Below are 20,626 nucleotides of genomic sequence, written 5' to 3'. Positions count from 1 at the left end.
CCACACTTCGTCTCGTTTTCGATCGGTCTCTATGTCAACCCTGCGCACCTTTTTCATCATGGCCCTGCTGGGCTTGAGTCTTTCTGTCGGAGCCCTGCAAGCGGCCGAACCGCCGTCCGCCGAAGCCGTGCAGGCGAACCTGGACAAGATCGCCGACCGCAAACTGCCGGAAGCCGATCAGAAAGCCCTGCAATCGATCCTGCAAAACACGCTGACCCAGCTCAACAATCAGCGCGATTACGAGCAGAAGCTGGCGGCCCTCAAGCAACAGTTGGCCACCGCGCCCAAGCAGAACATCGAGAACCAGCGTGAGCTGGTCCGGCTCAAAGCCTCCAAAGTGCTGCCGGTGGCGCAACGCTACGCCAATCAGTCAATCCAGCAGCTTGAGCAAATGCTCACCGAGCGCTCGACCCAGCAAAGCGATTTGCAAAAAGCACTGGCCGAGGCCAACAGTCTGGTGATTACCGCCCAGACCCGTCCCGAGCGAGCCCAGGCTGAAATCTCCAGCAGCCAGACGCGCATTCAGCAGATCAACAACATCCTCAAGACCGGTAAAGACGCCGGCAAGACCTTGACCGGCGAACAGCGAGACCTGCTCAATGCCGAGCTCGCAGCCCTCAATGCCCTGATCCCGCTGCGTCGTCAGGAACTGGCCGGCAACAGCCAGTTGCAAGACCTGGGCAACAGCCAGCATGACTTGCTTACGGAAAAATCCGATCGCCTGGATCAGGAAATCCAGGAGCTGCAAACCCTGATCAACCAGAAGCGTCTGGCTCAGTCCCAGGAAACGGTGACGCAGCAGTCCATCGAAGCGCAGAAGTCGGGCAGCAGCAGCTTGCTTGCCACTGAAAGCGCAGCCAACCTGAAACTCTCCGACTACCTGCTCAAAAGCACTGACCGTCTCAACGAAGTCACCCAGCAGAACCTGCAGACCAAGCAGCAGCTGGACAACGTGACACAGAGCGATGCGGCGCTGGACGAGCAAATCAACGTGCTCAAGGGCAGCCTGCTGCTCTCCAAGATTCTCTACAAACAGAAACAATCGCTGCCGCACCTCAAGCTTGATCGAGATTTGGCCGACCAGATTGCCGACATTCGCCTCTACCAGTTTGAAGTCAGCCAGCAACGGGAGTTGCTCAGCAACCCGGCAACCTATGTCGACAACCTGCTGGCGTCCCAACCGCCGGAACAAGTCACTCCGCAGTTGCGCAAGAGCCTGCTGGACTTGGCCACGACTCGCGCGGATCTGCTGGAGCGACTGAACCGCGAACTGAGCGCGGTGCTCAACGAATCCATCACCCTGCAACTCAATCAGAAACAATTGCTCAGCACCGCGCAAAGCCTGCGGGCGACGCTCGATGAACAGATGTTCTGGATTCCCAGCAACAAGCCGCTGGACCTGGAATGGATGCGCGCCGTGCCGGAACGCCTGCAACGCCAGGTGACGACGCTGCCGTGGGCCTCCAGCCTCAGTGAACTGACCGATGGCCTGATTCAGCGACCGTTGCTGTTTCTGCCACTGGTGCTGCTGATCGGCGCCCTGCTGTGGCGGCGCAAAAGCCTGTATGCCCGACTGAACAAGGTTCACCAGGACATCGGTCACTTCAAACGTGACAGCCAGTGGCACACCCCCCAGGCCATCCTGATCAATATTCTGCTGGCGATGCCGGTTTCCCTGGGCCTCGCGTTGTGCGGCCTGGCGTTGCAGATCGATGCCCGCGGACAGAATGCCAACATGGGCGCCGCACTGCTGCAAATGGCTCAGGCCTGGCTGGTGTTCTACACCGCGTACCGGATCCTCGCACCGGGTGGCGTGGCCGAACTGCATTTCCGCTGGGAAAAACCCCAGGTCGAATTCCTGCAAGGCTGGGTCCGCAGGCTTGGGCTTGTGGTGATGGCATTGGTCGCGGTGGTGGCTGTCGCCGAACTGCAACCCGCAACGCTGGCCGATGATGTGCTCGGCATGCCGGTGGTGTTGACGTGCTACGCCTTGATGGCCTGGCTGCTCAGCCGCCTGCTGGTCAGCAGCCCGACTCACCAGAACGCATCGCTGTTTCGCAAAGCGGTGGGGATCATGTTCACCGTCTTGCCCGTCGCGTTGTTCGTGGCGGTGTGCTTCGGCTACTACTACACGGCGCTGAAACTGAGCGACCGGTTGATCAATACACTCTATCTGCTGATGTTCTGGCTGGTGATCGAAGCCACTTTCGTTCGCGGCCTCAGCGTTGCGGCCCGACGCCTGGCTTATCAGCGAGCGCTGGCCAAACGGCAGGCTGCAAAAGAAGCCGGCGAAGGCGAAGCGGTGATCGAAGAGCCGACGCTGGACATCGAAAAGGTCAACGAACAATCGCTGCGACTGATCCGCCTGGCGTTGCTGGGTGGTTTCATCGCCGCGTTGTACTGGGTCTGGTCCGATCTGATCTCGGTGTTCTCGTACCTGGACAACATCACCCTTTACGAATACACCAGCGGCACCGGCGCCAACTTGAGCATGGTGCCGCTCAGCATTGGCGACTTGCTCGGCGCCCTGATCATTATCGGCATCACCTTCGCCCTCGCGCGCAACTTGCCGGGACTGCTGGAAGTGCTCGTGTTGTCGAAGTTGAACCTGGCGCAGGGCAGCGCCTACGCCACGACCACGCTCCTTTCTTACGCGATTGCCGGCATCGGTTTCGTATCGACCCTGTCCACACTCGGCGTGAGCTGGGACAAGTTGCAATGGCTGGTAGCAGCGCTATCGCTGGGTATAGGTTTCGGGATGCAGGAGATTTTCGCGAACTTCATCTCCGGCATCATGATTCTGTTCGAGCGTCCGGTGCGCATCGGCGACACCATCACCATCGGCAACTTGTCAGGCACGGTCAGCAAGATCCGTATCCGCGCCACCACCATCACCGACTTCGATCGCAAGGACATCATTGTCCCGAACAAGACGTTCATCACCGGGCAACTGATCAACTGGTCCCTGACCGACACCATTACTCGCGTGACGCTCAAGCTCGGCGTCGATTACGGCTCCGACCTGGATCTGGTGAAAGAACTGCTGCTCAAAGCTGCCCGGGATAACCCGCGCGTACTGAAGGATCCAGAACCGCACGTGTACTTCCTGAACTTCGGCGAAAGCACCCTCGACCACGAGTTGCGCATGCACGTGCGCGACCTCGGCGACCGTAACCCGGTGCTCGATGAGGTCAACCGCTTCATCAACCGCGAGTTCAAGAAGCAGCACATCAACATCTCGTTCCGCCAGATGGAGGTTTACCTCAAGAACCTCCAGGGCCAGGAATACAAAATGGTGCCGATCGAGCCGGAATCCAAAACCATCGTCCCCAAGCGAGATGACGAACCGCAAGAGCCGCCGGCCGCCAAGCTCGACTAACCGGCTTATCCCTAGCAGAATGCTCGGACATTCTGCTGGAGATGGCCGTTGAAAGTCCTCGACGAACTGACCTTCGATAATCGCTTCGCCCGCTTGGGCGATACGTTTTCCGTCCATGTGTTGCCCGAACCTATCGACAACCCGCGCCTTGTCGTTGCGAGCCCTGCCGCCATGGCGTTGCTCGATCTCGACCCGGCCGTGGCCGACACCCCTGAGTTCGCAGAGCTGTTCAGTGGCCATAAGCTCTGGGCCGATGCGGTCCCGCGGGCGATGGTCTATTCCGGCCATCAATTCGGTTCCTACAACCCGCAGCTAGGCGATGGTCGCGGTTTGTTGCTGGGCGAGGTCTACAACGAAGCCGGCGAGCACTGGGACTTGCACCTGAAGGGAGCGGGCCAGACACCGTTCTCAAGAATGGGCGATGGACGGGCCGTGCTGCGGTCCTCGATCCGTGAGTTTCTCGCCTCCGAAGCGCTGCATGCCCTGAACATCCCGACCACTCGCGCACTCTGCGTGATCGGTTCCGACACGCCGGTATGGCGTGAGAAACAGGAACGCGCGGCCATGGTCCTGCGCCTGGCGCCGAGCCATGTGCGCTTCGGCCATTTCGAATATTTCTACTACACCAAACGCCCCGAGAAACAGAAAGAACTCGGTGAGCATGTGCTGGCCATGCACTTTCCAGAATGCCTGGAACAGCCGGAACCTTATCTGGCGATGTTTCGCGAGATCGTCGAGCGCAATGCCGAGCTGATCGCCAAATGGCAGGCTTACGGCTTCTGCCACGGCGTCATGAACACCGACAACATGTCGATCCTGGGCATCACTTTCGACTTCGGCCCATTTGCCTTCCTCGATGATTTCGACGCCCACTTCATCTGCAACCACTCGGATGATCAGGGTCGTTACTCTTTCAGCAATCAAGTGCCGATCGGGCAATGGAACCTCAGCGCCCTGGCCCAGGCCCTGACGCCGTTCATCAGCGTCGAAGCCCTGCGCGAAACCCTCGGCTTGTACTTTCCGCTCTACCAGGCCCATTACCTGGACCTGATGCGCCGCCGACTCGGTTTCACTACCGCCGAAGAGGACGACCAGAAATTGCTGGAGCATCTGCTGCAACTGATGCAGAACAGCGGCGTCGACTACAGCCTGTTCTTCCGCCGACTCGGCGACGAGTCCCCCGAACTGGCCGTTGCCCGGTTGCGCGACGATTTCGTCGACATCAAGGGTTTCGATGCCTGGGGCGAGCTTTACATCGCCCGGGTCTCTCGCGACGGAACGCTGGATCAACCACAGCGCCGCGCGCGGATGCACGCGGTCAATCCGCTGTACATCTTGCGCAACTACCTGGCGCAGAAAGCCATCGATGCGGCAGAGGGTGGTGACTATTCAGAGGTTCGCCGTTTGCACGCGGTGCTGAGCAATCCCTTCGAAGAACAACCGGGGATGGAGAGTTACGCCGAGCGGCCGCCGGAATGGGGCAAGCATCTGGAGATCAGTTGTTCGTCGTGAAGCTGTTCATTCCAGGGGATCGATGGCACTGACGACTCGGGCGATGATGTCTGCCATCGTGATGTCATCCAGCCGCTCAATAAATTTGGCTGAGCCGTCGCGAACACGCTGCTCAATATCAAAACTGCGTACCTGATTACAAACCGCAACGCCATTCGTTTCGTGGCCAGAGACGATGACTGCCAAACCGGAGCTTCGACTGAAGCTCCCACCGCTGGTCACCGGTACCGTCATGCTGACACCCAAAGAGTTGATCTCCCTTGGGGTGATCACCACGAATCGATGCCGATCCATCATCTCCCGCCCAGCAACCGGGTTCGGATCAATCCAGTAGACATCACCCCGCTGCGGGGCTTGCCGGCGCACCATCAACCCAACTCCCGGCCAACTGGATCGCCTTCACGTGCAAACGCCGTCTGGGCATTCAGTTCTGCTATTTCTTCGGACCCTTCCAGCAACTCGGCGAGGCTGTAGCGCTTGCGAGAAGACTGGATAACCGGGCGGGCAATCAACTCACCGTCGACGACATTCAGTTCAAGTTGTGCCCCCACGTCCAAATGCAGGAGCTTCAGTAAAGTGGGGGGGAGCGTAATCACCGCAGCGCCACCTTGACGGCGAATTCTGGAAGTCACGGACATGGGATAACTCCTATCCGACAATTGAGAGATATCGATTTCTCGATAAGTGCAACAAAAGTAGCACGACGCTAAAGGCAAAAGCGAACTCCTTATTAAGGTATCTAAGCGGGTAAAGTTGCCTCCAGCGTAGCCATCGATTGCAATCCGAAACTCTGGAATATGTGAGCATTTGCGACAGTCTGCGTCCTCGATCTAAAAATCTTTCTTGATAAACGCAGGTTGCGACTCCAGATCAGCTTTGTATTGCCCAACCTTTCAGAGCCCGCCCGATCATGACCGACCCACTCCTCATCCCCTGCCCCCACTGCAACGGCCTCAACCGCATCCCTGCCGAGCGCCTCAACGACCATCCAAAATGCGGCCGCTGCAAAGCCGAGGTCTTGCTGAACAAACCGTTCGAATTGAAGCAAAGTGACTACGCCAGTCAGATCAAGGGCGATCTGCCGTTGCTGGTGGACGTCTGGGCAGACTGGTGCGGGCCGTGCAAGTCGTTTGCACCGGTGTTCGAGCAGGCGGCGGTGCAACTGGCGGGTAAATGCAGGCTGGCCAAGCTGGACAGCGAGGCGAATCAGCAGTTGTCGGCGCAGTTGGGGATTCGTTCGATTCCGAGTTTGATTCTGTTCAAGAACGGCCGGGAAGTGGCACGCCAGAGTGGGGCCTTCCCTTTACCGCAATTGATGAGCTGGTTGCGTAGCCAGGGGATCTGAAACCACCACGAACCCAATTGTGGGAGCGAGCCTGCTCGCTACCACATGAGCCCCGTTCTACATCAGCGAATCAGGCGTTTTCCAGCAAGTTGTGCAGTTCGACGAACTGCTGGGTCAGCTTGTGCCGTGGGTCGAGGTGGATCAGCGGCGTATTGGCCTGATGGGATTCACGCATGCGCACCGAACTGCCCAGATAGACCGGGAGCACCGGCAACCCTTCGGCAATCAACTCGTCAAGAATCTGCTGAGGCAGACTGGCACGGGCCTGGAACTGATTGACGACGATCCCCTCGACTTCCAGCCCTTCGTTGTGGTCTTCCTTCAGTTCTTCGATTTCCGCTAAAAGGCCATACAGCGCCTGGCGGGAAAAACTATCGCAATCGAAAGGAATCAGCACCCGGTCAGCGGCGATCAGCGCCGATACCGCGTAGAAGTTCAGCGCTGGGGGCGTATCGAGGTAGATACGGTCGTAATCACCGTCCAGCTCTTCAAGCAATTTACGCAGCTTGTTGATCTTGTGCTTGGCCTCGAGCTTGGGCTGTAGATCAGCCAATTCAGCCGTGGCGGTGATGACATGGAGGTTATCGAATGGTGTCTCGTAGATATCGACCTGGTTTTTCTTCGAAAACGGCCCGGACGACAGGGTCTGTTTGAAGAAGTCGGCGATGCCCATCGGAATGGCATCACCTGTGAGGCCCGTCAGGTATTGAGTGGAGTTGGCTTGGGAGTCGAGGTCCACCAACAACGTACGATACCCCTCGCTGGCACTGACCGCCGCCAGGTTGCAGGCAATGCTGGATTTGCCCACGCCACCTTTCTGATTGAACACCACGCGCCGCATGTCAAAACCTCCGTGTATCAAAGAATGACCGAGTGTAGTAGTCCACGGCGCTGCTTAGCTACCTCGTCGGCATAGGGACTACACAGTCAGCGGTAATCTCTTAATAAAAAATCCGCTATCTCTGCCATTGATCGCTGACTGAGCCGACAGACTTGAGCACCACAATGTGGATAATGGCCAAACGACAGCGTACAGCGGACCAACCAGTACATTTCGCTGAGCAAAATGTAACCATCATTTGCTACGCGCCGGCCGCAACGGGATAATGCCCGTCACTCGGCGCCAAGCGCCACGTAAGGTAGCTGGCGCTTTTTTGCAGCTCGCCGCGTCAAGAAAGCCCGCAGGGGCGGGAAGAATGTCTGTGATCAACTTCAATATCGCCCAATGGCGCGCGTGGGCCCCTGGGCTCGAAAGCGTGGACGATTGGCAGGCCTGGAGCCGACAACCGGTCGCCCTTCAGAACAGCGATGCCGCTCCCGACGTGTCTTTTCTCCCGGCAATGCAGCGTCGGCGGCTCAGTCGCCTCGCTCGGATGGCGTTCAGTGTCGGCTGGCCGTTGGCCGAGGGTCGCGATGAACTACCGCTGGTCTTTATTTCCCGCCACGGCGAAACCCCACGGACCTTCGAAATACTCAGCGACCTGGCCGCCGATCAGCCGTTGTCGCCTACTCAATTCAGCTTGTCGGTTCACAACGCAGTGATTGGCCTCTGGTCGATCCTGCGGGGTGAAACCAGCGAAATGACCGCGCTCGCCGCTGCCGGTGACGGCCTCGAAAACGGCATGGTAGAGGCCGCGGCACTGCTCGCCGAAGGCGCGCCTGCCGTTTTGCTGATCGTTACCGAAGAACAACCACCCCAAGCCTACTCAGCCTGGATTGATGACGTGCCATTCCCTTATGCGGTCGGTCTGTTACTGACACCGGGCACCGAGTGGCAGCTGTCCATGAACAGCCCTGCGGATCCGTTGTCAAAAGCCCAATGGCCCCATGCCTTGAATCTATTGCGTACCCTGCTCGGCCAGCAGACCACCTGCCAACATGCCTGGAAAAATCGTGTATGGACCTGGCAACGCAACCTGTAACCGAAAAAAACCGCGACGCTTATTACTGGCGTCTGCTGGCCACCGCCGCGAGCTTCACCCTCTTCGGGTTGGGTGGGCTGTGTCTGCGTCTGCTGGTTTTCCCGCTATTGAGCTGCCTGCCCGGCGACGCCCAGGCACATCGACTGCGGGCGCGCGTCACTGTCAGCCGCTGCTTCTGGTTTTTCGTGCGGTTTATGGCTCGCACTGGCGTGCTCACCTACGACATCCAGGGCGCCGAAAAACTCGGTCGACCGGGCCAGATGATCGTTGCCAATCACCCGTCGCTGATCGATGTGGTGTTCCTGATCGGCCTGGTCAGCCACGCCAATTGCGTGGTCAAGCAAAGCCTCTGGACCAACCCCTTCACCCGTGGCCCTCTGCGCCGCACCGATTACATCAGCAACGACGGCAGCATGGACATGCTGGACACGGCAGCCGACGCACTGAAAAACGGCCAGACCCTGATCATTTTTCCCGAAGGCACCCGTACCCAGCCGGGCAAACCGCCGGCCTTTCATCGGGGAGGCGCGGCAATCGCCATGCGCGGTGCGAAAATCCTCACCCCTGTGATCATCAAGGTCAATCCGAGCACTTTGACCAAGGCAGAACCCTGGTATCGCATCCCAAAACGCCGTGTGCACTTCAGTTTCCGTGTCGGGGCCGATATAGATCCACAAGCCTTCGCCGCGTGTGGCCCTGCGCCTCAGGCCTCGCGCAAGCTCAACGATTATTTGCATCACTACTTTATCAAGGAGCTCGCCGAAGATGAGCGATCTACACCGTGACATCAAACTGCTGATCATCGAAGCCCTGGGCCTGGAAGACATCAGCGTCGACGATATCGGCGACGACCAGACGCTGTTTGGCGAAGGCCTGGGACTGGACTCGGTGGACGCCCTGGAACTGGGCCTGGCGATCCAGAAAAAGTACGGCATCAAAATCGATGCCGACGCCAAGGACACCCGTAATCATTTCAGCAACGTGGCGAGCCTTGCGGCGTTCGTCACAGCAAAACAGGCAGCTTGAGACCGGACCATGCAAACTCGAGACGACATTTTCAACACCCTGCGCGATGCCTTGGTCGAACTCTTCGAGCTGGATCCCGGCCGCGTCAGCCTCGAATCCAATTTGTATCAGGACCTGGAAATCGACAGCATCGACGCCGTCGACCTGATTGATCACATCAAGCGCCAGACCGGCAAGAAAATCGCCGCCGAAGAATTCAAATCGGTGCGCACCGTCGGCGACGTGGTCGAGGCGGTCTACCGTCTGGTTCAACCCGCCGCATGAGCCGATTGATCGGCCTGGGCCTGCTGCTGGCAGGCCTGTTGTACCCCTTTGCGGTGTATTTCGGCATGGAGCATTTTGCTCCGTGGCAGTTCGGCCTGTTGCTGGGCAGCTTGTGGCTGGCGCGTGCCGTGCTCGGCGCGCGTCGCCCGGGCAGCCTGTGGATGGCATTGACCGCCATCGGTTTTTGCCTGTTGCTGGCGCTTTTCGACAGTCCGTTGTTATTGCGCTGGTATCCCGTGCTGATCAACGCCTTCCTGCTCGGGCTGTTTGGCCTGAGCCTGAAAATCGGACCACCGATGGTCGAACGGCTGGCAAGGCTGCGTGAACCGCACTTGCCGGCCAGAGCCATTGTTTATACCCGTCAGGTGACGATCGTCTGGTGTGTATTTTTTCTCTTTAACGGTTTGCTCGCCGCCGCCCTGACGCTTTGGGCGCCGCTGAGTTGGTGGATGTTGTACACCGGCCTGATTTCCTACGGATTGATGGGCTTGCTGTTTGCCATTGAATGGCTCATACGACAACGGGTACGAGGCCACCCATGAATTGGATAAAACTTGAGCAATTGCTGCTCAAGGCTCAACCGGAACGCGCCGTGACGGCCGAGCCGGCATTGAATCACGCACAGCTTTGCGAACAGGCCCTGAGCCTGGCAGCCGGCCTGCAATCCCAAGGCGTGCAACGCATCGCCGTGCACCTGGAAGACGCCGCAGAGCTGGCGATTGCCCTGCTCGGTGCCTGGCGTGCCGGGGTCAGCGTGCTGCTGCCCGCCGATCTGCAACCCCAGACTCGCCAGCGCTGGTCGAGCGAAGTTGATCTATGGCTGACCGATCAGGCGGATGACGCGCATCTCACCGATTACCGCCACGCCCCACTGAGCGCCGCTGCGCTGGATCTGGATCGCTGCCAGCTAAGCCTGTGCACCTCAGGATCCAGTGGCGAGCCCAAGCGCATCGACAAGAACCTGCGCCAACTGGCTAACGAAGTTGAAGCGCTGGAACAGCTGTGGGGCGCGGAACTGGGGGAGGCCTGCATCATCGGCAGCGTCGCCACCCAGCACATCTACGGCCTGTTGTTTCGGGTGTTGTGGCCGCTGTGCGCCGGGCGCTCATTCCTGCGCAAACAATTGGCCTTTCCGGAAGACTTGCAACGCGCCAGCCGCGAACACCCGGCGTTCGCCTGGGTGGCCAGCCCGGCGCTGCTCAAGCGCATGGGCGACAACCTCGACTGGCCGGCCTTGAGCGCCGTTCGCCGAGTGTTTTCATCCGGCGGCGCGCTACCGGCCGAGGCCGCGCAAAGCCTTTTCGAGCGACTGCACCAATGGCCGACAGAAATCTTTGGCAGCTCGGAAACCGGCGGCATCGCCTGGCGCCAGGGTCACGAGCTTTGGCAACCCTTTGCTGATATCGAGCTGAGCCAGGACAACGATGGCGCCCTCTTGATCGCGTCTCCCTACCTGCCCGCCGGCCACATCGAGCACACCGCCGATGCGGCCAAAATTGATGCCGACGGCCGCTTCGAACTGCTTGGGCGACTGGACCGGATCGTCAAGCTGGAAGAAAAGCGTATCTCGCTGCCGATGCTGGAAAAGGCGCTGACTGACCATGACTGGGTGGCCGAAGCGCGCCTCGGCGTGGTCCGGGAAAATCGCGCCTCACTGGGTGCGCTGCTGGTGCTGACAGACGCCGGCCTGCATGCGTTGCGCAATCAGGGACGCCGCGCGCTCACCCAAGCGCTGCGTCAGCATCTTAGCCAGCATTGCGAAGCCCTGGCGCTGCCACGACGCTGGCGAATGTTGCGCCAGTTGCCGCTGAATGCTCAGGGCAAACTGCCCCAGGCCGACGTCGAAGCCTTGCTGCTGGCGCCCCGCCCCAAGGCGCCGCAAGTGTTGGAGCAAGTCGAAGTCGAAGGTGAATGGAGCCTGCAACTGGCCGTGCCGCCGGACCTGGCCTATTTCAGCGGACACTTCCCGAAGACACCGGTGCTGCCTGGCGTGGTTCAGGTGGACTGGGCCTTGAGCCTGGGCCAGCAATTGATGAAGTTGCCAGCAAAATTTGCCGGCATGGAAGTGCTGAAGTTCCAGCAACTGGTGCGCCCGGGCGATGAGGTCCAGTTGCACCTGCGCTTTGATCCGGAGCGCGGCAAGCTGTACTTCGCCTATCGCAATGAAACCGCGACCTGCTCCAGCGGGCGCATCTTGCTGGAGGCTGTGGGTGATGCATAACCCTTGCGCCGTGGTTCCGGTCTACAACCATGAAACCGCCATCACCACGGTGGTCGACGCGCTGATTGCCAGCGGCCTGCCGTGCATTCTGGTGGACGATGCCAGCGATCAGGCCTGCGCCAGAGTGCTCGATCAGCTCGCGCAGCGCGAAATGGTCAACCTGATCCGCCTCGCCGCCAATCAGGGCAAGGGCGGTGCAGTCATGACCGGTTTTCGCGAAGCCTCGCGCCTGGGCTTCAGCCACGCCTTGCAAGTGGACGCCGACGGCCAGCACGACCTGCAGGATGTGAAGACCTTCATCGAAGAATCGCGCCGGCATCCCGACGCGGTGATCTGTGGTTATCCGCAATACGACGCCAGCGTGCCTAAAGGTCGTCTGTACGCCCGCTACCTGACCCACGTCATGGTCTGGATCAACACGCTTTCATTGCAGATTCGCGATTCCATGTGCGGGTTCCGCATCTATCCATTGCCAGCAACGCTGGCGCTGATCGACTCGGCAAAAATCGGCAAGCGCATGGATTTCGACTCGGACATTCTCGTGCGACTGGCCTGGCGCAATCTGCCAATGCGGTGGTTGCCGGTGCGGGTTCGTTACCCGCTGGACGGGGTCTCGCATTTCCGCATGTTCCACGACAACGTGCTGATTTCGAGCATGCACACACGGCTGTTCTTCGGCATGTTGCTGCGGGCGCCGCTGATTCTCTGGCGACGGTGGCGGACATGAACATCAACGCTGACAAACAGCACTGGGCCGACCGTCAGGAACGCGGCAGTTTCTGGCTGATGAAACTCACCGCGTTCGGCGCCAAGGTCCTCGGTCGTCGTCTGTTGAGCCCGCTGCTGTATGGCATCGTCTTGTATTTTTTCCTGTTCGGTCGCAGCGCCCGTCAAAGCGCCTGGCAATACCAGCAACGGCTTGCCGACTGGAGTGGTCGCCCTGAATTGCGCCCGACCCAGTGGCGGGTGTTCAGCCAGTTCATGGCCTTTGCCGATTCGATGCTCGACAAGCTCGATGTGTGGAACGGCAAGCTGAGCATCGAGCAAATCGAAATCATCGACCCGGCACTGCTGCGCAATCAGTTGCGCGGCACACGCGGGCAGATGCTGGTGGGCGCGCACCTGGGCAACCTCGAAGTCTGCCGCGCATTGGCGGAGATCGGCGAGAAAGTCACGATGAACGTGCTGGTGCACACCAAGCATGCCGAGCAATTCAACCGTCTGCTGGGTGAAGCCGGGGCGACCAACTTGCGGCTGATTCAGGTCAGCGAGCTGGACCCTTTGATCATGCTGCAACTGCATGAACGCCTGGAGCGCGGCGAGTGGCTGGCGATTGCCGGCGACCGTGTGCCGTTGCATGGCGGGCGTAGCGTGACGGTGGACTTCCTCGGTCATCAGGCCGCGTTCCCTCAGGGACCGTGGCTGCTGGCCGGCCTGCTCAAGTGCCCGATCAATCTGCTGATGTGCCTGAAGAAACCGTCGGGCCAATACCGCGTGATCCTCGAACCGTTCACCGAGGCCGTGGTGTGGAAACGCAACGACCGCGAACAGGTCATCCATCAGTGGGCGACCCGCTACGCCGAACGCCTGGGCCACTATTGCCTCGAAGCGCCTCAACAATGGTTCAACTTTTACCCTTTCTGGAAGACCGATGACGACGCCAACGCTTGAGCCGGTAACCTTCGGCGAACTCCCTTTGCGCATTGAAGACGTGCTGGCCCTGGCCAACCGTCAGGTGCCGACGCAGTTGCAAAGTGATCCCGCGTACCGTGAGCGCATTGCCAAGGGCGCGCGATTCCTCGATTCCCTGCTGGACAAGGAAGGCGTGATCTACGGCGTGACCACCGGCTACGGCGATTCTTGCGTGGTCGCCGTGCCGCTGCATCACGTCGAGGCCCTGCCCCGTCATCTGTACACCTTCCACGGTTGCGGACTGGGCAAACTGCTCGACGCCCAGGCCACGCGCGCGGTGCTCGCCGCGCGTTTGCAGTCGCTGTGCCACGGCGTGTCGGGTGTGCGCGTGGAACTGCTGGAGCGCCTGCACGCGTTCCTCGAACACGACATCCTGCCGCTGATCCCGGAAGAAGGTTCAGTGGGCGCCAGCGGCGATCTGACGCCGTTGTCCTACGTCGCGGCGACCTTGTCCGGCGAGCGTGAGGTGATGTTCCGTGGCGAACGCCGCCAGGCGGCCGACGTGCACCGTGAACTCGGCTGGCAGCCGCTGGTGCTGCGCCCGAAAGAAGCCCTGGCATTGATGAACGGCACTGCCGTGATGACCGGCCTCGCCTGCCTGGCCTATGCCCGAGCCGATTACCTGCTGCAATTGGCCACGCGCATCACCGCGCTGAACGTGGTCGCGCTGCAAGGCAACCCGGAACACTTCGACGAACGCCTGTTCGCCACCAAACCGCATCCAGGGCAGATGCAAGTGGCCGCCTGGCTTCGCAAAGACCTGGCGATCGACGCGCCGACCGCGCCGCTGCATCGCCTGCAAGACCGCTATTCCCTGCGCTGCGCGCCGCATGTCCTCGGCGTCCTGGCCGACAGCCTGAACTGGTTGCGCTCGTTCATCGAGATCGAACTCAACAGCGCCAACGACAACCCGATCATCGACGCCGAAGCCGAGCGCGTGCTGCACGGTGGGCATTTCTACGGCGGCCATATCGCGTTCGCCATGGACAGCCTGAAAAACCTGGTGGCCAACGTCGCCGACCTGCTCGACCGTCAACTCGCGCTGTTAGTGGACGAGCGTTACAACCATGGCTTGCCGAGCAATTTGTCCGGCGCCAGCGCTGACCGGGCGATGCTCAATCACGGCTTCAAGGCCGTGCAGATCGGCACCAGTGCCTGGACCGCCGAAGCCCTGAAAAACACCATGCCGGCCAGCGTCTTCTCGCGCTCCACTGAATGCCACAACCAGGACAAGGTGAGCATGGGCACCATCGCCGCCCGTGATGCGATCCGCGTGCTGGAGCTGACGGAACAAGTCGCCGCCGCCACCTTGCTCGCCGCCAATCAGGGTGTGTGGCTGCGCAGCAAGGCTGAAGATGCCCGGCCGTTGCCGCCCGCCCTGGCCGCCATGCACGAAGAACTGGGCAAGGACTTCCCGCCGGTCATCGAAGACCGTGCGCTGGAAGGTGAATTGCGCCTGTGCCTCAAGCGGATTGCCGAACAACACTGGAGGCTGCATGCGTAGCAAAGGAGTGCTTCATACCGATACGGAAATCCTCGTGCCGTTCTTTGACGTCGACACCATGAACGTCGTCTGGCACGGCCATTACGTCAAATACCTGGAAGTGGCCCGCTGCGCGCTGCTGGACAAAATCGGCCACAACTACACCGCGATGGTCGAATCGGGTTACGCCTGGCCGGTGATCGACCTGCAATTGCGCTATGTGCGTGGTGCTGTGTTCGGCCAGAAGCTGAACGTGCGCGCCAATCTGGTGGAGTGGGAGAACCGCCTGAAGATCAGCTACCTGATCAGCGACCTGGAAACCGGCGAGCGCTTGACCCGCGCCAGCTCGGTGCAGGTAGCCGTGGACATGGCCAGCCGTGAGATGCAGCTGGCTTCACCGAAGATCTTCACCGACGCCGTTGAAAGGATCCTGGCATGAGCCCGTTTTTTAAATGCCTGGGTGCGTTAGCGCTGCTTGGGTTGTCATCGATCGCTCACGCCTTCGATCTGCAACAACTGAGTGATCAGCTGGCCAAACCCGATGTGATCCATGGCAATTTCATCCAGGAAAAACACCTGCGTGCGCTGCCCCAGCCACTGACCAGCAAGGGCACTTTCGTCCTCGCCAAAAACCACGGTTTGCTCTGGCTGCTGAAGACGCCGCTGCAGCAGGATTACCGCATCACCGACAAGGGCATTGCCCGACGTGACGCCAACGGTTGGCAGATGCTGCCAGGCAAGAGTGCTGGCACCGAGCAGAACCGGTTGTTCCTCGCCGTGCTGCAAGGCGACAGCAGCGGCCTGCAACGGGATTTCGAGCTGTCGCTGAGCGGCGAGGCGCAAAACTGGAAGCTGACGCTGACCCCGCGCTCGATGCTGCTCAAGCAAGTGTTCAACCAAATCAACATCACCGGCGGCGAATTGGTGCACAGCATCGAGCTGCTGGAAACCCAGGGTGACAGCACCCTGTTGCGCATGCAGGACAGCACCAGCGCGCAACCGCTGAGCGACGCGGAGCAACATGACTTTGCCGAGTGAACGCAGGCTCCCGTGGCTGTTTCTGATCCTGCTGTTGGCGGTGCTCGCGCTCGCCGGCTGGCAGTGGCGTAACGGCGCTCCGCTGTCGGCCAACCTGATGGAACTGGTGCCGGGCACGGCGCCGGACGCGCTGGAACTACGCGCTGAACAACGCATGCAAGAACCGCTGAACCGCGAAATGCTGGTGCTGGTCGGCCATAAAGATCGCCCGCAAGCCATCGCCATGGCTCAGAAACTGGGTGAGCAGTGGCAAGCCAGCGGCTTGTTCGAGAAGGTCCAGTGGACCCTGCAAGCCGACTTGCCAGCGCTGCGCACTCAATTGCTGCAAGGCCGATTGGCCATGCTGTCTGCCTCGGATCGTCAGCAACTGATCGAACACCCTGACGCCTTTATCCAACAGCGCGTGCAAGCGCTGTTCGACCCCTTCACCGGTTTCAGTCTGGTGCCGAGCCAGGAAGACTGGCTGGGGCTGACCGGACGCATTCAGAACAGCCAGCCACAACACGGCGCCGTGCAACTGGACATCGGCAGCGGTGCACTGGTGGCCGATGCCGACGGTAAAAGCTGGGTGTTGCTGCGAGCAAAAACCACCGGCAACGCCTTCGACATGAACCTGCCGCTGCAAGTGGCCGCCCTGCTCAAACACAGCCGCGAAGAAGCGGCCCAGAGCGACGTTCAACTGCTCGCCGCCAGCGGCTTGCTCTACGCGGCCAATGGTCAGCAACAAGCCACCCGCGAAATGACCTGGGTCGGAGGCGGCGCTACCGTCGGCATTTTGTTGCTGCTGTTGCTGGCCTTCCGGCGCTGGCGGGTCTTGCTGGCGTTCGTGCCGGTGCTGGTGGGCATGCTGTTTGGCGCCGTGGCTTGCGTGGCGCTGTTCGGTCACATGCATGTGATGACGCTGGTGCTGGGGTCGAGCCTGATCGGCGTTGCCGTCGATTACCCGCTGCATTACCTGTCGAAAAGCTGGAGCATGAAACCCTGGCACAGCTGGCCGGCATTACGCCTGACCTTGCCAGGCCTGACGCTGAGCCTGATCACCAGTTGCATCGGCTACCTGGCACTGGCGTGGACGCCATTCCCGGCGCTGACCCAGATCGCCGTATTCTCCGCCGCCGGCCTGCTTGGCGCCTACCTGTCAGCGGTGTGCCTGCTGCCGGCGCTGCTCAAGGGCGCGGACCTGCGACCGGCGCAATGGCCGCTGCGCGTCAGTGAGTTTTTGCTGGAGCTACGCGAATCGTTGCTCAAAATTGCGCGTACGCCGGTGCTGCTGGCACTGCTGATTGCCTTTTGCGTCGGCGGCTTGTTGCAACTCGAGAGCAAGAACGACATCCGCCAGTGGATCGGCACGCCGCAGCAATTGACGGACGAAGCCAGGACCATCGCGCGCATTACCGGTTATCAACCCACCAGCCAGTTCTTCCTGGTGCGTGCAGCCAACCAGCAAGAGCTGCTCGAGCGCCAAACCGCGCTGAGCGAGCGTCTCGATCAGCTGGTCAAGATGGACAAACTCCAGGGTTATCTGTCGCTCAACCAACTGGTGAGTCAACCGAGCGAACAGCACAAAGTGCGCGAAGCGCTGAACAAATTGCCGCAATTCTGGCAGCCGCTGCTCGACCTCGGTGTGACAGCGCAAGCGCTGCAAACAGAGCTTGTGCAATTGCAGGCATTGCCCACCGAAGACATCGACGCGGCGCTGACCGGTCCGTTGGCAGAGCCCTATCGCACCTTGTGGCTGGGGCCGACCGATGACGGCGTGGCGGCGATGGTCAGTCTGCAGGGCCTGAACAATCCTTCGCTGCTGCGCGCTCAGGCGCTGGACTTGCCGGGTGTCCAACTGGTCGACCGTCTCGGTGAATTGAACACGGTTTTCGCGGCGACCCAGATCAGTGCCGCTGAGCTCAAACTCGCTTCCTGCGCATTGATCGTGCTGGTGCTGATCGTGCCATTCGGCCTTGGTGGCGCGCTGCGTATCGTCTCGCTGCCCTTGTTGGCCGCGCTGTGCAGTCTGGCCAGTCTTGGCTGGCTGGGTCAGCCGCTGACGCTGTTCAGCCTGTTCGGCCTGTTGCTGGTGACGGCGATCAGCGTCGATTACGCGATCCTCATGCGCGAACAGGTCGGCGGCGCCGCCGTGAGCCTGCTGGGCACCTTGCTGGCGGCGGTTACCACCTGGCTGTCGTTCGGTCTGCTGGCCGTGTCCAGCACGCCGGCGGTGAGCAACTTCGGCCTGTCGGTCAGCCTGGGCCTGGCTTTCAGCTTCATCCTCGCGCCGTGGGCCGGACGCCATGTCCACACCGCTGCCGTTACGGAGTCCGCGGCATGATGATCGCCGTGTTTTGGCTCATGGCCCTGGCAATGTTCGCCGCGGCCACCCGGGTCGGTCGGCATTTCGGCCTGATCCCGATCGTCAGCCAGTTGCTGCTGGCGACCTTCGGCCTGCCGCTGCTGATGTACTTCTGGATCGAGCCGGGCTGGCAACTCAGCGGCGCCGAACTGATCTCGCCGACGTGGCTGAAAAACCTCTACAGCCTGGGATTTGCCTTGCTGCTGGGGCACATCCTCAGTGACGTGATCGACCTGCGACTGGATCGCCAGAGCCTGAAAATCGCCCTGCCGAGTTTCTGTATTCCGTTTGTCTGCGGACTCGCCACCGCCGTTTGGCTGCTGCCGGCGCAATCCTGGATAAGCTCGCTGGCGGTCGGCCTGGTGTTCGCCATCACCGCGATTCCGGTGTTGTATTTGTACCTGCGACACATTCACTACCCACCCGACGCCACCCGACGCCTGGTACAAACGGCGATTCTCATCGACCTGACGTGCTGGACGCTGTTCGGCTTCGCCCAAGGCAGTTTGCATCTGAGCAGCCTCTTGCTACCGCTGGCCGGCGCTTGCCTGCCGTTACTGCTGCGCCTGCTCGGTGCGCGCCAACCGATGCTGTACAGCGGCGGCTTCTTCGCGCTGCTGGTGGTCGCCGAACATTTCAAGCTCAACGCGCTGATTTTCGGCATCGGTTACTTGTTGTGCATGGCTGCGCTGAAAGTGCCACTGGTGCTGCCGTTGCCGGCGATCTGGATGAGCCGCTTGCAAACCTGGATCGCCATTCCGCTGATCCTGACGTTCGGCATCGTGCAGATCAACGTTCACGCCGCGATGGCCAGTCTCGGCTGGGTCCAGCTGGCGGCGCTGCTGCTGTTGCCGATTGCCAGCAAACTGCTGGGCAACTGGCTGGGCCTCGGTTGGGCCGGCGCCTCGTTCGAGGGCGCCAGCCGCTGGCGCGAAAGCCTGCTGCTGAATATTCGCGGCTTGAGTGAGATCGTCTTTCTCAACCTGCTGCTGCAACAACAGCTCATCAGTCCGGCGCTGTATTTCGCACTGATGTTGATGGGTTTGATCGCTACATTGCTGCCGGCACTCGCCGGCATGCACAGCCCCCCTTTGAATATCGCCGCCCCGGCAAGGAGCCCCCGTGCCAACAGTTGAAATGGAACATCGCCAGGTCGTCGTTATCGGTGCGGGCCCCTCGGGCGCCATCGCCGCCGCGCTGCTCAAGCGCAAAGGTCATGACGTGCTGATGATCGAACGCCAGCATTTCCCACGGTTTTCCATCGGCGAAAGCCTGTTGTCGCACTGCCTGGATTTCGTCGAAGAGGCCGGCATGCTCGACGCGGTGAACGCCGCCGGGTTCCAGTTGAAGAATGGTGCGGCGTTCGCCTGGGGCGACCAATACAGCGCCTTTGATTTCGGCGACACGTTCAGCCACGGCAAGCCGACCACCTTCCAGGTTCAACGCGCCGATTTCGACAAGTTGCTGGCCGACCAGGCCGAATTGCAAGGCGTGGAAGTTCGCTACGGCGAGGCCATCGTCAGCGCCGATTTCACCCTGGCAAAACCGCAGCTCGATGTGCTGCGAGAAGATGGCAGCCAGTACCGCGTCGAAGCTGATTTCGTGCTCGACGCCAGCGGTTACGGCCGCGTTCTGCCGCGTTTGCTGGACCTTGAAGCGCCGTCGAACTTCCCGGTGCGCCAGGCCGTGTTCACTCACATCGAAGACCAGATCGACAGCCCGACCTTCGAGCGGGAAAAAATCCTCATCACCACCCATCCGATCCATCGCGATATCTGGTTCTGGACCATCCCGTTCAGCAACGGCCGTTGCTCGGTCGGCGTAGTGGCGGCGGCCGAACACTTCGAAGGCCGCATGGACAACCTGGACGAGTGCCTGCGCGGCTTTATCGCTGAAACCCCAAGCCTGGCCGGTGTCCTGAAAAACGCAGTGTGGGACACCCCCGCGCGTACCATCGGTGGCTACTCGGCCAACGTCAAAACCTTGCACGGCCCGGGCTTTGCACTGCTGGGCAACGCCGCGGAATTCCTCGACCCGGTGTTCTCCTCCGGCGTGACCATCGCCATGCGCTCGGCGAGCATGGCCGCCGGCGTCCTGCACCGCCAACTGCAAGGTGAAAGCGTCGACTGGCAAACCGAGTTCGCCGCACCGCTCAAGCGCGGCGTCGACACATTCCGCTGCTACGTCGAAGGCTGGTACGCCGGAACCTTCCAGGATGTGATTTTCCATCCGGACGGTTCACCTGACATCCGCCGCATGATCAGCGCGATCCTCGCCGGTTATGCCTGGGACGAGCGCAATCCGTTCGTCAGTGAACCCAAACGTCGGCTGCGCATGCTGTCAGAACTCTGCGCCAGAGATGTCACATGAATAACGTGAACGCCTTTTTGTGGCGAACTT

Annotated in this window: 20 protein-coding genes; 17 read left to right on the top strand and 3 right to left on the bottom strand. The window is 60.6% G+C overall.

Translation table 11 applies throughout. The annotated features are described in order from the left end of the window. Positions 1-31 precede the first annotated feature (31 nt). Positions 32-3,379 (top strand): mechanosensitive channel MscK, encoded by a 3,348-nt coding sequence (gene mscK / locus K5K95_RS11055; protein ID WP_222589467.1) that lies wholly within the window; start codon positions 32-34, stop codon positions 3,377-3,379. Between the two features lie 48 nt (positions 3,380-3,427). Continuing rightward, entirely contained in the window at positions 3,428-4,891 is a 1,464-nt protein-coding gene (gene selO, locus K5K95_RS11050) for a protein adenylyltransferase SelO (protein ID WP_222589466.1), read from the top strand. 6 nt (positions 4,892-4,897) lie between these two features. On the opposite strand, the gene K5K95_RS11045 is transcribed toward selO, so the two are convergent. Both K5K95_RS11045 and K5K95_RS11040 read right to left on the bottom strand, forming a co-directional pair. After that, positions 4,898-5,260 (bottom strand): type II toxin-antitoxin system PemK/MazF family toxin, encoded by a 363-nt coding sequence (locus K5K95_RS11045; protein ID WP_222589465.1) that lies wholly within the window; start codon positions 5,258-5,260, stop codon positions 4,898-4,900. Next, entirely contained in the window at positions 5,260-5,529 is a 270-nt protein-coding gene (locus tag K5K95_RS11040) for a PbsX family transcriptional regulator (protein ID WP_222589464.1), read from the bottom strand. The genes K5K95_RS11045 and K5K95_RS11040 overlap by 1 nt, the downstream gene beginning before the upstream one ends. Positions 5,530-5,801: 272 nt before the next feature. On the opposite strand from K5K95_RS11040, the gene trxC reads away from it, so the two are divergent. Then, a complete protein-coding gene (gene trxC, locus K5K95_RS11035) occupies positions 5,802-6,236 on the top strand; it encodes a thioredoxin TrxC (protein WP_046045645.1) in 435 nt (144 codons plus the stop codon). 70 nt (positions 6,237-6,306) lie between these two features. Here trxC and K5K95_RS11030 read toward each other — a convergent pair whose 3' ends face one another. Next, positions 6,307-7,077, bottom strand: a complete 771-nt coding sequence (locus K5K95_RS11030; RefSeq protein WP_222589463.1) for a ParA family protein — start codon at positions 7,075-7,077, stop codon at positions 6,307-6,309. Between the two features lie 355 nt (positions 7,078-7,432). Here K5K95_RS11030 and K5K95_RS11025 point away from each other — a divergent pair, with 355 nt between their 5' ends. From K5K95_RS11025 to K5K95_RS10960, 14 genes are read left to right on the top strand one after another with little or no spacing between them, the layout of a single operon-like run. Beyond that, complete coding sequence (locus tag K5K95_RS11025) at positions 7,433-8,158, top strand: beta-ketoacyl synthase chain length factor (RefSeq protein ID WP_222589462.1); 726 nt, start codon at positions 7,433-7,435, stop codon at positions 8,156-8,158. Beyond that, positions 8,134-8,943, top strand: a complete 810-nt coding sequence (locus K5K95_RS11020) for a lysophospholipid acyltransferase family protein (RefSeq protein ID WP_222589461.1) — start codon at positions 8,134-8,136, stop codon at positions 8,941-8,943. Before K5K95_RS11025 ends, K5K95_RS11020 begins: the two co-directional genes overlap by 25 nt. Beyond that, positions 8,924-9,184, top strand: a complete 261-nt coding sequence (locus K5K95_RS11015) for a phosphopantetheine-binding protein (RefSeq protein ID WP_090176507.1) — start codon at positions 8,924-8,926, stop codon at positions 9,182-9,184. Before K5K95_RS11020 ends, K5K95_RS11015 begins: the two co-directional genes overlap by 20 nt. Positions 9,185-9,193: 9 nt before the next feature. After that, positions 9,194-9,448 (top strand): acyl carrier protein, encoded by a 255-nt coding sequence (locus K5K95_RS11010; RefSeq protein WP_222589460.1) that lies wholly within the window; start codon positions 9,194-9,196, stop codon positions 9,446-9,448. Next, a complete protein-coding gene (locus K5K95_RS11005) occupies positions 9,445-9,990 on the top strand; it encodes a hypothetical protein (protein WP_090176512.1) in 546 nt (181 codons plus the stop codon). The genes K5K95_RS11010 and K5K95_RS11005 overlap by 4 nt, the downstream gene beginning before the upstream one ends. Beyond that, positions 9,987-11,669 carry an acyl-CoA synthetase family protein gene (locus tag K5K95_RS11000; protein WP_222589459.1) on the top strand — a complete coding sequence of 561 codons (1,683 nt, stop codon included), beginning with the start codon at positions 9,987-9,989 and terminating at the stop codon, positions 11,667-11,669. Before K5K95_RS11005 ends, K5K95_RS11000 begins: the two co-directional genes overlap by 4 nt. Further along, positions 11,662-12,396 (top strand): glycosyltransferase family 2 protein, encoded by a 735-nt coding sequence (locus K5K95_RS10995; protein WP_222589458.1) that lies wholly within the window; start codon positions 11,662-11,664, stop codon positions 12,394-12,396. The genes K5K95_RS11000 and K5K95_RS10995 overlap by 8 nt, the downstream gene beginning before the upstream one ends. After that, entirely contained in the window at positions 12,393-13,340 is a 948-nt protein-coding gene (locus K5K95_RS10990; RefSeq protein WP_222589457.1) for a glycosyl transferase, read from the top strand. The genes K5K95_RS10995 and K5K95_RS10990 overlap by 4 nt, the downstream gene beginning before the upstream one ends. Continuing rightward, positions 13,321-14,865 (top strand): histidine ammonia-lyase, encoded by a 1,545-nt coding sequence (gene hutH / locus K5K95_RS10985; protein ID WP_222589456.1) that lies wholly within the window; start codon positions 13,321-13,323, stop codon positions 14,863-14,865. The genes K5K95_RS10990 and hutH overlap by 20 nt, the downstream gene beginning before the upstream one ends. After that, a complete protein-coding gene (locus tag K5K95_RS10980) occupies positions 14,858-15,283 on the top strand; it encodes an acyl-CoA thioesterase (protein WP_222589455.1) in 426 nt (141 codons plus the stop codon). Before hutH ends, K5K95_RS10980 begins: the two co-directional genes overlap by 8 nt. Beyond that, complete coding sequence (locus K5K95_RS10975; RefSeq protein WP_222589454.1) at positions 15,280-15,882, top strand: outer membrane lipoprotein carrier protein LolA; 603 nt, start codon at positions 15,280-15,282, stop codon at positions 15,880-15,882. The genes K5K95_RS10980 and K5K95_RS10975 overlap by 4 nt, the downstream gene beginning before the upstream one ends. Beyond that, positions 15,866-18,205 carry an MMPL family transporter gene (locus tag K5K95_RS10970; RefSeq protein ID WP_222589453.1) on the top strand — a complete coding sequence of 780 codons (2,340 nt, stop codon included), beginning with the start codon at positions 15,866-15,868 and terminating at the stop codon, positions 18,203-18,205. Before K5K95_RS10975 ends, K5K95_RS10970 begins: the two co-directional genes overlap by 17 nt. Further along, the gene (locus K5K95_RS10965) at positions 18,202-19,362 is read left to right on the top strand and encodes a sodium:proton antiporter (RefSeq protein ID WP_222589452.1); all 1,161 of its coding nucleotides are present in this window, start codon (positions 18,202-18,204) and stop codon (positions 19,360-19,362) included. The genes K5K95_RS10970 and K5K95_RS10965 overlap by 4 nt, the downstream gene beginning before the upstream one ends. After that, the gene (locus K5K95_RS10960) at positions 19,349-20,596 is read left to right on the top strand and encodes an NAD(P)/FAD-dependent oxidoreductase (RefSeq protein WP_222589451.1); all 1,248 of its coding nucleotides are present in this window, start codon (positions 19,349-19,351) and stop codon (positions 20,594-20,596) included. Before K5K95_RS10965 ends, K5K95_RS10960 begins: the two co-directional genes overlap by 14 nt. The last annotated feature ends 30 nt before the right edge of the window (positions 20,597-20,626 follow it).

Origin of the sequence: Pseudomonas sp. DR48, from assembly GCF_019823085.1 — a bacterium.
Classification (GTDB): Bacteria; Pseudomonadota; Gammaproteobacteria; order Pseudomonadales; family Pseudomonadaceae; genus Aquipseudomonas.
This window is presented reverse-complemented; position numbering and strand designations above follow the sequence as displayed.